Genomic DNA, 13450 nt, shown 5'->3' with positions numbered 1-13450 from the left:
CCTGGCGAGCGATGCGACCCGAGCGCCTCCACAGCTACGCGCGCCGCCTCCTGGCCCTCCACGACACCTTCCGCTACGACCCCGACTCCGCCCAGCTCAGCTGCCTGCCCGTGCGCCCGCCGGAGGCCGAAGTCACAGGTCCATGAGGACAGGTCCCATGCGCCAGGTGCGAACGTACATCCTCCGCCTCCTCGCCCTGCTGTGCGCCTGGGGCCTGGTCCACCTCCTGGTCCTCTGCGTCGACGGCTGCACCGACGAGGGTCGCCCCCGCCGACGTCGCCGTCGTGCTCGGCAACCACGTCAGCCCCGCCGGCGAGCCCGCGCGTCGCCTGCGGCTGCGCCTCGATCGCGCGCCGCCCTCTACGCCGCCGGCCTCGTCCCGCGGCTCATCGTCAGCGGCGGCCAGGATCCCGGCAGCCCGTACGAGGCCGACGTCATGCGCGACTACCTGGTCGCCCGCGGCGTCCCGGCCGAGCGGATCGCCGTCGACCGCGGCGGCGTCAACACCCACGCCACCGCCCGCTTCGCGCCGCCGACGCGCCCCGGCGAGCGCTCCGCGATCGCCGTCAGCCAGTACTACCACCTCACCCGCACCAAGCTGGCGCTGCGCCGCTTCGCGTCGACGCCCCGGCGCCCACGCGGATCTCGAGCTCGAGCTGCGCGAGCCGTGGTCGCTGCTGCGCGAGGTCGTCGCTTCTACGCCTACCTGTTCAAGGACTACCGCCTCGACTGATCGGAGCGGCCCGCGCCGGCCGGCATCCTCTCCCGCGAGAGCGACGGCGTCACCGCGGCGCGGCGACGGGCGGGCGCAGGAGCTCGCACGGCTGGCCGGCTGCCCCATACGACATGCTCCTTACGGCATGCCCGAAAAATCATGCCCGTCCGAACATGCTCGAACAGGCATCCTCGGTCGGAGCGCCTCGCCCGCTCAGAACTCGTCGAGGCCCTGCCCGAGCTCGACCCCGAGCGCCTCTTGCGCGGCGGCCGGGCACGGCGACGCGAAGCGCGCCTCGTAGCGGGCGGTGAACTCGGCGTTGGCCACGACCGCCTGCCCGTCGGCCTGCAGCTCGGGGAGCAGCCCGCGGACCGCGTAGACCTCGATCTCGCCGACGCTGCGGGTCACCGTCGTCTGCATGAACTCGAGCGAGAAGAACGGCTCGATGAGCTGACGGACCGCGCCCGACACGCACACCGAGTCGGCTGGCCGACGCGCTCGACGTGGCTGGCGACGCTGACCGTGTCGCCCCACAGGTCGTAGACCGGCTTCTTGGAGCCGAGCACGCCGGATGCAGGGCCCGGAGTGGAGGCCGATGCGGAAGCTCCAGTCCCACTCGTCGACGCTCGGCGTCAGCCCCGACGCCACCACCTGAGCGCAGCGGAGCGCGGCGAACGTCGCGTCGACCGCGTGCGACAGGCGGCGGTGCGGGATGCCCGAGACCGCCACGTAGGTGTCGCCGGCGGTGCGCAGCTTCTCGACCCCGAACGCCGAGGTGATCTGGTCGAAGGCCGAGAAGAAGAAGTCGAGCTGCTTGAGGCAGGTGACCGGGTCGACGCGGGCGGCCAGGCGCGAGAACTGGACCGCGTCGATGAACATCACCGTCGACTCGCGGTAGGCCTTGGGCTGGAGCCGCTCGCCGAGCGGCGCCGCCGACTCGCGCGGCAGCACCGCCAGCGCCAGGCCTCTTGTCGAGCAGGGTCGCGTGCGCCAGCTGCGACGCCAGCGCCCGCGGCGGGCGGATCGCCACGCCGACCGCCAGCACCGCATCGGATGGCTCCAAGGACAGGTCCCAGGCGACAGGTCCTTCCGGCCAGGGGTTCTCGGGCACCGCCTTGCCGCTGCTCTCGGCCAGGCTGCGCAGGAACGCCGGCGACGCGGCGCCGAACAGCGCGCCGAGGCTGGGCGCGCCGGGGCGGGCCGCCAGCCAGCGGGCCGCCGCGGGCGACGCCGGGGTCACACGGCCGTCGGCATCGACGCGCAACGCGATGGGCTCCACCAGCTCGAGGATCGCCACCATGTCAGAACTCTCGCACGTCTCGAAGGTCGTCCGGGCGGCGATCGATTCTTCGTCGAGGTTGAGCAGGATCGGCAGCGTCTCCTGCTGCCAGTCGTCCTCTTGCAGGCGACGGACCAGCACCGGCCCGGGCAGCAGCAGATAGACCAGCTCGACGATGTCCATGATCACGTAGAAGCCGTTCGAGTTGCAGAACTCGAGCTCGGTGAAGTCGAGCACGCTGCGCTGGATCTCGCGCTTCGGCAGGATCTCGCGCAGGTCCTGCAGCAGGGCCGACAGATAGCGATAAGGGTTGTCGATCCGGACCACGCCCGAGAACGTGAGGGAGAAGTTCCCCTCGTCCTCGCGCGCGACGCAGTGGAACACACTGACGCCGCCGTCCATGATCTCGCCGTACGTGAGGACGTTCATTGCGCACCTCGCAAAGGAAACACCGCCTGCATGGTCAGGTTCTCGCCCGAATAGGTCGCGGACAAGCGGAAGCGGTTCTCGGACACCAGGCGGATGAGGCCGAGCCCGCCGCGCAGTCGCTGCATGCGACGGGCGCGGAGCGTGTCGGCGAACAGGCGCTTCGGGTCGGTCGCGGCCGTCAGCCGGTCGACGCGGTCCTTGACGTCCTGGTACTGCTCGGGGGTCGCCTTGTTGGTGACCTGGACCTGCAGCGCGTCGCCGTCGATGCGCAGGTCGACGCGCATCTGGCTGCCCGGATCGCTGACGTTGTCGATCACGTTCTGGACCAGCTCGGTGATGACCACGTTGGCCTTCTTGCACAGCGCCTGCGGGTAGAACACCGTCAGCATCGCCAGCAGCGACTCGCCGACGGTCGTCGCCAGGTTGCCGCGGGCGTCGCCCATGGGCGCGACCGTCAGCGTCAAGCCGACGCTGGTCGTGATCGGGTCGTCGTCGAACTCGTGCTCACTCACGCTGCCCGCCTCCGAAGCACGATGAGGGTGATGTCGTCGGCGTCGACGCGACGGAACTGCCCGTAGTCGTCGAGGCACCGCTGGAGGATCTGGTTGGCCGGCAGCTCGGCGTTGGCGCGCACGAGCTCGTGCAGGCGGCGCGTGCTGTAGTCGGCGCCGGCGCTGTCCTGGGCCTCGACCATGCCGTCGGTGTACAGCGCCAGCACGTCGCCTGTCTCGAAGGGCAGCTCGTACTCGCTGTAGGCGCGGCGGCGCAGGCCGATGAAGGGGTCGCCCTTGTTGAACGTGTGGACCTCGCCGCCGCGGACCAGCACCCCGTAGCCGCCGCCGCACACGTAGCGGAACGTGCGCTCGCCGAAGGCGACGAAGTTGACGGTGGCGTAGCGGCGGACCTCGCGGAGGAACCCGACGGTCGCGTTGTTGAGGTACTCGACGATGTCGCGCGGGCGCGACACCTGCTCCATCGTCTGCACCAGCTGGGCCTTGAGGTAGGCCATGATCAGCGCCGCCGACACCCCGTGGCCGGAGATGTCGAACACGCCGATCGCGTGGCTGCCGTCGCGCAGGCGGTAGAAGTCGTAGTAGTCGCCGCCGACCTCGGTCATCTGCTTGTGATAGACCGAGAACTCGAAGCGCGCGAGCATCTCCGGGTGGTCCTTGGGCAGCAGCGCGTGCTGGACCTGCTGGGCGATCTCGAGGTCCTGGCGGATGGTCTGGTAGGCGCGGGCCAGCTCGCGCTCCTGCTCGTCGAGCCGCTCGTACGCGGTGCGCAGGTTGTCGTTGGTCGCCTGCCAGTACGCGGTGTCGCGCTCGACCCGCTTGACCAGGCCCTTGTACATCCAGAACAGCCGGTGCAGGTCCTCGCGCGACAGCTCGGACAGGCGGTCGGGGTCTCGTCCCTGGAGGATCTCGTCGAGCGTCATCTCAATGGAACTCCACCACGAGGCGGTTGAGGTCGCCGTCGTTCGTCACGTCGACGTAGTAGAGGTCGCCGGGGGCCATCACCCCGCCGATCAGCACGCCGCGCTCGATCGTCTTGTCGAACGGCGTGGACGAGCGGATCACCGCGTGACCGCGGGCCGAGTCGAACTCCTCGAGGTCGAACGAGCCGACCACCTCGCGCGGGCCGCGGATGACGCTGGCGATGCCGTGGCTGCCGGTCTGGAAGTGCAGGAAATCCGCGCCGCGATGGATGAGCGCCTTGCCGGGGCCGTGGTGGTACCACAGCGTCATCATCTCGATGCCGAGCTTGAGGCGGATCGGCTCGACGTTGGCGTACGACTCGCCGACCATCTGCTCGATCTCCATCCACTTGGCCAGCGGGAACCACCGCCCCATGTCGATGTCGGCCAGGAGCGCGGTGGCCCGCCGACCGGCGACGATATTGAGGTTGACGCACGCCTGGGCGAAGCCGGCCATCAGCGTCCCGTGGACCACCGGCTCTCGCGGCTCGGACTGGTCGCTCATCCCGCCTCCCCCGCGAACGCGAACACCGCGATGATCGGCACCCCGCGGTACGACAGCCGCACGAGGCCCGAGCTGACGTTCGAGCGACAGTACTCCGGGAGGTCGACGTCGACGTCGATCGCCGGGTACGGCACGAAGCCCGCCTTCTTGAGGCGCAGCAGCCACGACTCGAGCGTCTCGTGGCGCTCGGTGCGGAAGGCGTCGCTGGTGCCGAGGATGTCGCGGACCTCGCGGCCGAAGAAGCCCTCCTTGATGGCGAACTTCTCGTCGGGGGACGCGTCGCTGCGGTCGACCAGGTCGAACACCGTCGCGAAGTGCTGCCAGCAGTGGTGCATGCGCCGGGTCAGGTGCTCGGTGTCGTGGTCCGAGCTCGGCTCGACCAGCGTGAACACCCGCGGCTTCAGGGCCCGCAGCCGCCGCAACAGCCGGGTGCGAGCGTCGCTGTCGGGGCCCGTGGTGTGGTGCAGCGTGTAGGCCGCGTTGATCGACAAGCTCCCCTCGGCGAGCGCCTCGAAGTGCGCGTAGTCGGCATCCTCGCAGACCTCGATCAGCTTGACCAGCGGATAGATCTCGATGTCGAACGGCAGCTCGGCGCGAACCTCGTCGATCGCGGCCACGCCCTCGTTCAACGCGGTGCGGTTCGGTTCGAGCGCGATGATGCGGACGCGCTCGATCTTGCCGGGGTCGCGCGCGAGCGCCCGCAGCAGCGCGACCACTTGCAGCCCCTTGCCGATCCCGATCTCGAGCAGCGCCGGCGTGCTCGACTGCCGCATCGCGTGGACCAGGTACTGGTTGGCGAGCGCGTAGCCCTGCGGCACGGCCGGGATCGCGCGCTGGAGCAGCGTGAACAGATCGATCTGCGGCCGCTTCTCGGCTTGCAGGTACAAGTTTCGACCCGAGAGCAGGTTGCGATCGATCCGCCGGAGCAGCGACTCGGCGACGATGTGGGACAACAGCGCGTCGCTCGGGACATCGACGTCGAGGGCGTCGAGGAGCTGGCTCGCTATCACCGTCTTGGCGACCTGCTCGCGATGCCGGCGAATGTCCTGGCACGCGGCCAAAATCAGCTTGTAGCGGTCCTCGTAGAGCATGCGCCGCAGACTGAAGGTCACACAGGGGATCCGCCTTGGCAAGCTGATGCGCACCCGATCGTGGCCGAGAAGATTATCTCAGCCCTCGCGCGGAAACGCGCCGCGAAGCCGGACAGGCCCCCGTCGGCCTCTGTCTCAAAGACCACCCAGCGGCGCGACCGGACCGCGGGCCACTGCGCAGGTCGCGTGCGTCGGAGGACGGCGACGCACGCGACGGACTGCATCTTGAGACATGGTCCGAAAACCATGACCCGGCGCAGCAAGCCGGGCCGAGGCGTTCGGAGGCCCGGCCGCACGCCTCACGCGGCGGCGGCGCCGCCAGCGATCCGCGTCTCTGTAGATGCGCCTGCCAGCGATCGCAGCTCGAGCCCGACCTCGAAGCTCAGGGCGGTCGCGCCGACGCGGCCGCGCTGGCTCTCGCGGTGAACTTCGACGGCCAGCGTCACGTGCGTCGCATTCGGTACTCTGCCGCTGCGGAAGCGCACCGTCGCGATCGCAGTCAGCGGCTCCCCCACCAGCATCTCTCCGAAGCGCCGCACGCGGCTGATGCTGCGCAGCGTCAGCGCGACGTCGCGGAACGGCTCGCTGTGGGCCAGGGCCGACAGCGCCCGGCCGAGCGCGACCGGGAGCGGACAAACTCGGCCCCACGGCTCCGGCGCGCCGCCGCCGGACACGCTCCCGGTCGACAGCATCTCCTCTCCGCAACCCACCACCTGTCCCAAGAAGCTGGACTCCACATGCGCGGTCAGATCGGCCGGCTTCACCGTGAACGTGGAAGTCGTCAAGACCGTTCCGACGCTGAGAGATCCGAGATCGTGTGCGAGCATGACGCGGCCTCCTGGGAATTAGCGTGCCGCCCACAGCCGCGATTTGCACGCCAGATCACGCCCAGCGGCGATGTGTGCGTCTTCCTCCGCCGAGGATCGCGAGCATCGCCGCAGATCCGGCGAATTTCTCGGACGGCGCGGTGATCGGCCGCGCGACGGCCCGCTTGCATCGGACGGCGAAATGATCTTCACACGCCCCTCGCGCGGCGAATTCGACGCGATCTCCAGCGCGATCTCTTGCGCGTGCAACAACGACGGCGGTTCGCACGACCTCTCCGTGTGCTCCTCGACTTCCTCGCGCCGCCGGTGTGCCTCGCCTGTCGTCACCTGCTCCGGACCCCGCCGCCCGGGGGCGTGCCGCCCCTGTGCAGTCGCTGCGCCCCCGAGCTCGCGCCGCTCGACCCGGCCGCGCGGCGCGTCGGCGACGTCGAGGCCTGCTTCCTTTACGAGGGCGGCAATTCACCCTGGCTGAAGTTCATGGGACCACGTCGGCGGCTGACCGCGTAGGCGAGCCCGCCGCCGAGCCCCAGCGCTGCCAGCGCGAGGGCCCAACCCGGCACGCCGCCGCCGCTCCCGCCACCGCCGCTCCCGTTGGGATTGACGACGTCGCCGGTCGGCTCGCCCGTCGAGAGCCCACCAGGTCCGAAAAATCCCGGTCCCTGATCGAGCTGCAGCTTGTCGAGCCAGCCGTCGCCGAGCGGGTCGCGCGCGTCCCACTTGCGGTAGTTCGGCGGAGGAGAGCCGGCCGCAACGGCGCGCAGCTGCGGGTCACGGCTGGTGAGGGCGGCCGCCTTAAAGCCGGCCTCGGTGAGCGCGAACTGGTAGAGAGCCGCTCTCCTGATGCGAAAGAACGAGCGGAACGCGAGCTCGATGTCCCTCACCACCTCGAACGGCACAGCGCCGCCGGGGATCGGAACCGGCCAGCCCGCTTGGGGGCTCCACGGCAGGAGCGTGTCCCGCTTCAGGAAGAGGCCCAGGTTCACCTGTCCCTTCGGGGCGAGGGGCAGCGAGCGCAGCTGAGTGGAGGCCAGGAACTGGCGATAGCACTGCGCCACCTCGCGGGCATCCATCGCCGCGTGGAGCGGCGAAAACGCGTGGATGGCGATCGCCAGGACGGCCGCCTCCGAGCAGAGATCGACGCGCGCGTCGCCAAGCCCGACGGTGCCGAACCAGGACACGTAGGGGTACGTGCCCCACGAGAAGAGCCACGAATATCCTGGTGGCGGCGCGTAGCCCTTGGCGAAGACGGCTCGATCGAGGGGCGACCAGTCGAGCCCCATGTCACCTCGCGGAGGGTCGGCATCGACGGCCCCGCCGCCGGGCGCATTTCCCCAGTAGTCTTCCTCATACTTCTCGGGGATGGCGGGAACACCAGGCGGGCGGTCGAGGTAGGCGGCGTCGCCGAGGGCCTTGGCGATGAGCGGCGGGTACGGGCTGAACCCGCCGAGCAACGAGGGCAGCGCGTAGGAGACGCCGCCGAGCCACAGCGAGGGTTGATCCGCGGGGGAGTCGTAGGGAGGCGTCGACCACGTGGGATTGATCGTCTGCCGACGACCGACGCGGCTCACGTGGAAAGCGTAGTTGCGATCCCACTGGGAGAGATGCTCGGCCGCATCCTGGCTCGCGCCGAGCTGGAGCTGAAGATCGGCGGGGCTCGGGTTCTTGCTCGAGCGGAGGACCTGCGACCAGATGGGGCGACGGTTCGTCTCGTCCCCTGCGACCGGCATCCCGAAGTAGCGCCGCACGAACTCACCACGCGTCTTGGCGCGCCTCTCCAGGTTCTCGAAGCTTTTTTTGCCGGCCTGGCCGTAGATCCACCGCCAGGCCGTATCAAGTGCGTTGTAGGCCATCTGAATGGCCTGCAGCGGTGAGACGTTGTTTAGGTTCTGAAGCGTGATGTAGGCCGACTTCGCGGCATCGAGCAAGCGCGTCGCGTCCCGATAAACGTGCGTCCAGCGCTCGGTCAGCTCCGGCGCCAGCACGTTGGCGATGAGCGCGGGGTCCCGCAGATCCAGCCGCGTCTCGTGGCGGATGTCGTCAAGGAGCGACATTTACGAGGCCTCATCGGCGAGCGCCTCGCAGCGACAGGTGCAGGTCAAGCAGCTGTTCGCGATGCACTCCTGCTCCAGCTCCTTCGCGCGGCACTCGAAGATGGCGATGAACTCGTCGAAGACGCGACTCGCGACCTCGAAGTCCTCGAGGACCGCGATGAACTCGGCGCCGATCACCGGGTCGGCGCTCGCGGCCTCGAGGCCGTAGCGGCGAGCTTCGGCGGTCAGCCGACGGAGCTCGCGCCACTTGTGCAAGGGCAGGGGGGCCGGCGGGATGTCGATGATCGAGCTCATGGCAGGTCCTTCGGGGGCTGGAAGGGGTCCACCTTCGTCCCCCTCGCACGCGAGGGTGGATGCTCGGGACCCGCGAGCGGAGGGAACGGTGAACTCGTCGCCGGCGACGCCACCTGCTGAGGCGCTGGCGTCGACGACGGCATGACCAGGACCTGCGAAGCGGGGGAGCGCAGGCTCTGGTAGAGGAACCAGCCGCCGCCGAGGATGGCGACGCCGGCGACGAGATAGAACGCCGTGGTCGCGGCGCTGGCGGCCGCGTCGGCGATGTTGCGGGTGCCCTCGGCGATGGCGTCGGTGATGCCCTGCTCAGGCGGGGGCGGCACCGGCGGTTTCGGCACCGCCTCGCCGAGCGCCTCGAGGGCAGTCGCGACCTCGCACGCGGCTTGATGGCACGCCGCCGCGAACTTCGAGAATACGTAGATCGCCTCGATGAGCTCGCCCGCGTTCCCGGTGATGTAGACGTACCACCAGTCCTCGGGGAACTTCTCCAGCACCTCGCGGCTCTCGTCGCGCAGGTCGTAGGCGGCCGAGGTCGCGGCGTCCCACGTGGCCTGGCCCTCGTTGGCAAGCTTCGTGAAGCTGTTCACGAGGCCGACCAGCCTGTTCCGCTCGAACTGCAGCGCCCGACGGGACCGGAAGAAATCGGCGGCCGTACACCAGCCGAGCGGCCCTGTGCAGGGCGACTCGAGCGTCGCGCCACTTCCAAGATCGACAGGCGTGCAAGTCGGGTCGGGCATGGGTCACGAGGGGTAGGGGTACATCGAGAAGAGATCGAGCAGGAGGTCGCGCAGCTGGGGACCGAGCTGTGGGAGCTCGTGACCGGCGCCCGCGACGACGCGCACGGCCGTGTTGTAGCCGGCCCCGCCGGCGCTCGCCGGCTTGCCCGCGAGCTCGGCCGCCGCCTGCACGGAGACGAGCTGCGGGTCCTTGTCTCCGATGACGAAGGCGATCCACCGCTTGTCGCCGCCGGCTCCGGGGAGCTTGCCCGGTTCGAGAGGTGCCACGGCGACGACCGCGTCGGGCGACGCAGCGCTGTTGGTCGAGGCGGCCATCTGGAGCGCGACGTCGGCGCCGACGTCGTAGCCGACCACGACCCAGGGACGGGTCTTCTTTCCGTGGTCAAACGGCCCGGGGAGCTTGCCGAGGCTCGCGTCGGACCACAACTCGGAGGCCGCGGCGGTCGCCGTCCCCGCGGCGAGCCATCCCTGCGGCGCCTGGACGAATACGACGTCGGCGAGGCTCGTCGGATCCACGGGGCGAGCTTGCGCGGGTCCGTGTCCTGGCCGTGCAGCACCCACACGACCGGCCCGACGGCGTTCGGCGGCGTCACCCGGAAGAAGCGGAACCACCGCGCGCTGTTGGGGGTCTGCGTCGACCCTACGGCGACCTGGAACGGCCAGCCTTCGAGCTCGGGCGGCTTCGGCTCATCGACCGGCGGATTGCCGCCGCTGCCCGAGCTGCCGGTGGAGCCCGAGCTGGCGCTCGCGCTGTTCGCCCGCGACCACCAGACCACCCCGAGCGTGGTGCCCACAGCGACGAGACCCCCGAACCACCACCAACCGCTCGAGCTAGAGTGCGATGGCGGGTTGAGGGGTCCGAGGGTGGCGAGACGATCGGGCACGGCGCGCTCCTACAGGGAGAAGGATGAGGACGTGTTGCGGCCGGTGAATGCAAACGCCGCCGCGCCGCCCACGAGGAGGACGCCGCCGGCGAGAAGCCAAGGAAGCGCGCTCGAGGAACTTGCGACCTTCGCGGGCGGGCCGCCCTCGCTGGTCCCGTTGTCCTTGCCGTCGCCCAGGTCCTCGCCGCCCTCGTTTTGTTCCGCGGCCTCGATGTCGCCGGCCGGTTCCTCAGGCGTGAAGCCGTAGAAGGCGCTGGCGGCGTTCGCCGGGTCCAGCGGCGTGCCGTTCATCGCGGCCGTCAAGTAGTCCGCAGGGTCGATGAGATCCGGCGGCTGGGAGCGGTCCGCGTACCAGGCTTTCTGCTTGTTCAGCTCGGAGACGGTCAGGTGCCGCTTGTACAGCTGGAAGTGGAGCATGGTCGACCCGTTCGGATACGGACCGATCTTCGCCACCACGTTGGTCGTGCAGCCAACCATCTGGCCCGGACAGACGCGTGTGCCCTTCGGCGGCGAAGAGCCCTTGGCCACGCCGCCCATGAGCGCGGTGAGGCCGCTGTCCAGGTGCAGGATGACGGCCTTCGCTGGCGCCTCCCAGCCTTGATCGACCGCCAGGATCACGCCGGACTCGGGCGCGAGCACCGGAGTGCTGAGCCCGGCCGAGAGGTCGATTCCGCAGTGGAACCGCGTCGGGTTGGCGGAGCCCCACGGGCGTTTTACGCCGAACTTGGAGCCGGGCTTCCACTTCTTCGGCGGCGACGACAGCGGCCAACGCGGCGAGCTACCGTTCCACGCCGGCGCCGGCTGCTGCGCCGCGAGCCGGGCGAGGACGAGTTGATGGATGCGCAGCCACGTGTCGACCCACACCTTCTCGTCGGGCTTCGGGGTCTTCGGCAGCTGCTTCGGCGCGAGCGGGTAGGCCCGCCAGTAGGCGACGTTGGCGAACCAGTATTGGTCCTCCTGGCCGGCCTTGCGCTGGTAGCCGTCGTAGACCTCGGGCTTGTTCTCGACGGCCCACTGGACCGCCTCGAGCTCGAGGAGCACCTGCTGTGGCAACGGCGGGATCACCAGGCCTCCGGCTTCGGCGGCAGGTAGATCACCGCGAACTCTTGCCCCTGACCGCGCGCGCCACCCGTGGCGTCCGCGAGCTGCTTCGTCAGCGCGCCGAACATCGGCGTGAAGCTGATCCGGCGGCCGTCGGGCGGGAACAACCCCTTCTCGTTGTCGACGACGACCTGGAAGCGCTTGTTGTAGGGGTGATCGTTGATGAGCCGCGCGGCCTTGAGGTTGTCCGGAGTGCCGCCGGCGGTGCCGTATGTCTTCTGGGACAGGAGGAGCAGCGCGCTCGCGTCCTGCGGATTGATCCGGTACGACGAGCCCGGCTTCGGCTCGGCCGAGACCGGCGCCGGCAACTGGGGGCCAGGCGGCGGCGGTGCGTCGGGCGCCTCGTCCTTGATGTCGCCGGACTGCCCGAGGCCGAGCTTCTGCTTCACACACGCGTGCAGCCGATCGTAGGCGGCCTTGTACTGTGGCAGGCTGAGGTAGTTCTTCGGCCCCTCGGGGTAGACGCGCCGATACGCCACGTACGCCAGCCACTCATCGAGCGCGGCTTGTGGCGGCTTCGTCTCGTCTCCGATGTTTTGCGGCTTGCTCGCCGCCACCGCGGTGCATTCCTGCGCTTCCTCGATCGGCTTGTTCGCGTCGGCCGGCTCGCCTGGGCCTGCGTTGTCGGTGCCGCCCTGGCCGGTGCCGCCCGTGCCGCCTGTGCCGCCGGTGCCCGTTCCCCCTGTGCCACCGGTGCCGCTCGCGGCGCTGGCGTCGGACGGCCAGAAAATGGCGGCCAGCGCAGCCGCGGTGAGGGCCGCTCCGCCGAACCACAGCCAGGCCTTGCTCGAGCTCGCCGGCACAGGCGCGGGCGCCGGGGCCAGCGGCTTGCGGCCGTGCGTCGGGGCGGGAGGGGGGTGTCGTCGAGCGGCGGGAAGGGCTGCATGGGGGCCTCACGAGTCGGTACGGCCCGCCACCAGCAGCGAGCCGACGTGGAGTCTCAGATCGCGGTCCAGGCGAGCTCGCCGTACACGATGTCGCGGCACGTCTGCGCGGGAACGGAGAGGGTGGTTAACTGGGTGCCGAGGCCCACGATGACCTCGCCCGCAGTCACCGAGATCGTCTTGGTGATGTTGGTCGGGTTCACGACCCGCAGCGCGCAGCCGGGCGGGATCTGGTTGAGCCCAAGGTACGGGGGCAGGGTGAGGGTCTGCGGCATCACGCTGTCCAGCAAGCGGACGACCCGAAGCCCCGGCCACCCGTAGAGGAATGCCTGGTTGCCGGCCGCGACGTTCGTGTACCTCGGGACGATGGTCGCCAGCCCGGCCCAGTTGCCGCCCGCGCCCACCTGCGAGCTGCGCCGAAGGCGGACCAGGCCGCCCTGCAGCGGCAGGTAGAGCGGGAAGCTGGAGACGTTCAGGAGGTCACCGGAGCTGACCTCGATTCGCACGAGCCCCTCGGTGTCGGTGTTCCGCGCGAAGCTCAGCTCCTGGCCCGGGCGCGAGAGGGCCCACGGCGGGAGCCGCAGAGTCGTGCGGGCCGTCGCGCCCACCTGGACGAGCAGCTGGTCGACGTTGCTCTCGGGGATGTCGAAGACGGCGTCGTCGACCTGGTTCTCCACCTGGATCGTCGCGTCGGTGACGCCGGGCGCCGGCACCCTCCTCGTCGACCGGAGCCACCGGGCGAGCTGTTCCTCGTCGAGGTCGATGACGCGGATGTAGCAGGTCGTTTGCTCGGCGGTCTGGATGGCCAGGTGGTCCGTCGGGCCGAGCTCGAGGAGCTCGGCCGAGCTCGGCGCCGTCGTCAGCGTCGCCGCGACACCTCGTTGCGCGCTCGGCGGGTTCGACTCGGCCGGGTTGTCCGAGCCGAGCACGAAGTACCGGTCGGCGAGGCCCACCGGTCCGTCGGTCCAGACCTGCACGAGCGAGCTGGTGCTCTTGGCCTTGCGACCGAGCAGCTCGGGCCGAAACCTTCCGACCCGTGCCGTGGTGAGACGGCGCGCTCGCATGTCGCTTGGATCCTGGCCTGCGCCCGCCTCGGGCGTCCAGGGCATGGTGAGCTCGGCGAAGATCGCCGGGTCGAAGGAGGCTCGGACGGTGTAGTAGCGCTCGTCGCTCATGGCA

15 protein-coding genes are annotated in these 13450 nt (G+C 70.0%); 2 read left to right on the top strand and 13 right to left on the bottom strand.

Translation table 11 applies throughout. The annotated features are described in order from the left end of the window. Positions 1–157 precede the first annotated feature (157 nt). The gene (locus NAEX_RS47055; protein WP_170136633.1) at positions 158–733 is read left to right on the top strand and encodes a YdcF family protein; all 576 of its coding nucleotides are present in this window, start codon (positions 158–160) and stop codon (positions 731–733) included. A 195-nt stretch (positions 734–928) separates the two neighbouring features. Here the strand turns inward: NAEX_RS47055 and NAEX_RS54920 are convergent, their stop codons facing one another. Then, a complete protein-coding gene (locus tag NAEX_RS54920; RefSeq protein ID WP_170136632.1) occupies positions 929–1666 on the bottom strand; it encodes an adenylate/guanylate cyclase domain-containing protein in 738 nt (245 codons plus the stop codon). Between the two features lie 34 nt (positions 1667–1700). Here NAEX_RS54920 and NAEX_RS51885 point away from each other — a divergent pair, with 34 nt between their 5' ends. Beyond that, positions 1701–2477 carry a hypothetical protein gene (locus NAEX_RS51885; RefSeq protein WP_170136631.1) on the top strand — a complete coding sequence of 259 codons (777 nt, stop codon included), beginning with the start codon at positions 1701–1703 and terminating at the stop codon, positions 2475–2477. On the opposite strand, the gene NAEX_RS47040 is transcribed toward NAEX_RS51885, so the two are convergent. The 12 genes from NAEX_RS47040 to NAEX_RS46990 form a co-directional block, all read right to left on the bottom strand. After that, positions 2420–2935, bottom strand: a complete 516-nt coding sequence (locus NAEX_RS47040; protein WP_096333388.1) for an ATP-binding protein — start codon at positions 2933–2935, stop codon at positions 2420–2422. The genes NAEX_RS51885 and NAEX_RS47040 overlap by 58 nt on opposite strands. After that, positions 2932–3858: a PP2C family protein-serine/threonine phosphatase gene (locus NAEX_RS47035; protein ID WP_096333389.1), complete on the bottom strand. Its 927-nt coding sequence runs from the start codon at positions 3856–3858 to the stop codon at positions 2932–2934. The genes NAEX_RS47040 and NAEX_RS47035 overlap by 4 nt, the downstream gene beginning before the upstream one ends. Before the next feature lies 1 nt (position 3859). After that, positions 3860–4402: a hypothetical protein gene (locus NAEX_RS47030; protein ID WP_096333390.1), complete on the bottom strand. Its 543-nt coding sequence runs from the start codon at positions 4400–4402 to the stop codon at positions 3860–3862. Further along, on the bottom strand, positions 4399–5514 hold the full coding sequence (locus NAEX_RS47025; RefSeq protein ID WP_096333391.1) for a GRAS family protein: 1116 nt from the start codon (positions 5512–5514) through the stop codon (positions 4399–4401). Before NAEX_RS47025 ends, NAEX_RS47030 begins: the two co-directional genes overlap by 4 nt. Positions 5515–5792: 278 nt before the next feature. Next, complete coding sequence (locus NAEX_RS47020) at positions 5793–6278, bottom strand: hypothetical protein (RefSeq protein WP_143141598.1); 486 nt, start codon at positions 6276–6278, stop codon at positions 5793–5795. Positions 6279–6763: 485 nt separating this feature from the next. Continuing rightward, positions 6764–8371: a hypothetical protein gene (locus tag NAEX_RS47015; RefSeq protein ID WP_096334449.1), complete on the bottom strand. Its 1608-nt coding sequence runs from the start codon at positions 8369–8371 to the stop codon at positions 6764–6766. Beyond that, the gene (locus NAEX_RS47010) at positions 8372–8665 is read right to left on the bottom strand and encodes a hypothetical protein (protein WP_096333374.1); all 294 of its coding nucleotides are present in this window, start codon (positions 8663–8665) and stop codon (positions 8372–8374) included. It abuts the gene before it with no gap. Next, positions 8662–9252, bottom strand: a complete 591-nt coding sequence (locus NAEX_RS47005; RefSeq protein WP_096333375.1) for a hypothetical protein — start codon at positions 9250–9252, stop codon at positions 8662–8664. Before NAEX_RS47005 ends, NAEX_RS47010 begins: the two co-directional genes overlap by 4 nt. Before the next feature lie 153 nt (positions 9253–9405). Further along, positions 9406–9918, bottom strand: coding sequence for a hypothetical protein (locus NAEX_RS51880; RefSeq protein WP_096334448.1), 513 nt, complete (start codon positions 9916–9918; stop codon positions 9406–9408). Between the two features lie 377 nt (positions 9919–10295). Further along, the gene (locus NAEX_RS46995; RefSeq protein WP_170136504.1) at positions 10296–11351 is read right to left on the bottom strand and encodes a M23 family metallopeptidase; all 1056 of its coding nucleotides are present in this window, start codon (positions 11349–11351) and stop codon (positions 10296–10298) included. Further along, the gene (locus NAEX_RS51875; RefSeq protein WP_170136550.1) at positions 11348–12190 is read right to left on the bottom strand and encodes a hypothetical protein; all 843 of its coding nucleotides are present in this window, start codon (positions 12188–12190) and stop codon (positions 11348–11350) included. The genes NAEX_RS46995 and NAEX_RS51875 overlap by 4 nt, the downstream gene beginning before the upstream one ends. Before the next feature lie 137 nt (positions 12191–12327). Then, on the bottom strand, positions 12328–13446 hold the full coding sequence (locus NAEX_RS46990; protein WP_096333377.1) for a hypothetical protein: 1119 nt from the start codon (positions 13444–13446) through the stop codon (positions 12328–12330). Positions 13447–13450: the final 4 nt, after the last annotated feature.

The sequence above is a fragment of the Nannocystis exedens genome (genome assembly GCF_002343915.1).
GTDB lineage: Bacteria > Myxococcota_A > Polyangia > Nannocystales > Nannocystaceae > Nannocystis > Nannocystis exedens.
Note: the sequence above shows the minus strand (reverse complement) of the source record. Positions and strands in the feature narration are given on the sequence as shown.

What these genes read in the sequence shown, in the direction of transcription:
- NAEX_RS47055 (WP_170136633.1), top strand. Translation starts at nt 158, where the DNA reads ATGCGCCAGGTGCGAACGTACATCCTCCGCCTCCTCGCCCTGCTGTGC.
- NAEX_RS47035 (WP_096333389.1), bottom strand. Translation starts at nt 3,858, where the DNA reads ATGACGCTCGACGAGATCCTCCAGGGACGAGACCCCGACCGCCTGTCC.
- NAEX_RS47015 (WP_096334449.1), bottom strand. Translation starts at nt 8,371, where the DNA reads ATGTCGCTCCTTGACGACATCCGCCACGAGACGCGGCTGGATCTGCGG.
- NAEX_RS47030 (WP_096333390.1), bottom strand. Translation starts at nt 4,402, where the DNA reads ATGAGCGACCAGTCCGAGCCGCGAGAGCCGGTGGTCCACGGGACGCTG.
- NAEX_RS46990 (WP_096333377.1), bottom strand. Translation starts at nt 13,446, where the DNA reads ATGAGCGACGAGCGCTACTACACCGTCCGAGCCTCCTTCGACCCGGCG.
- NAEX_RS47010 (WP_096333374.1), bottom strand. Translation starts at nt 8,665, where the DNA reads ATGAGCTCGATCATCGACATCCCGCCGGCCCCCCTGCCCTTGCACAAG.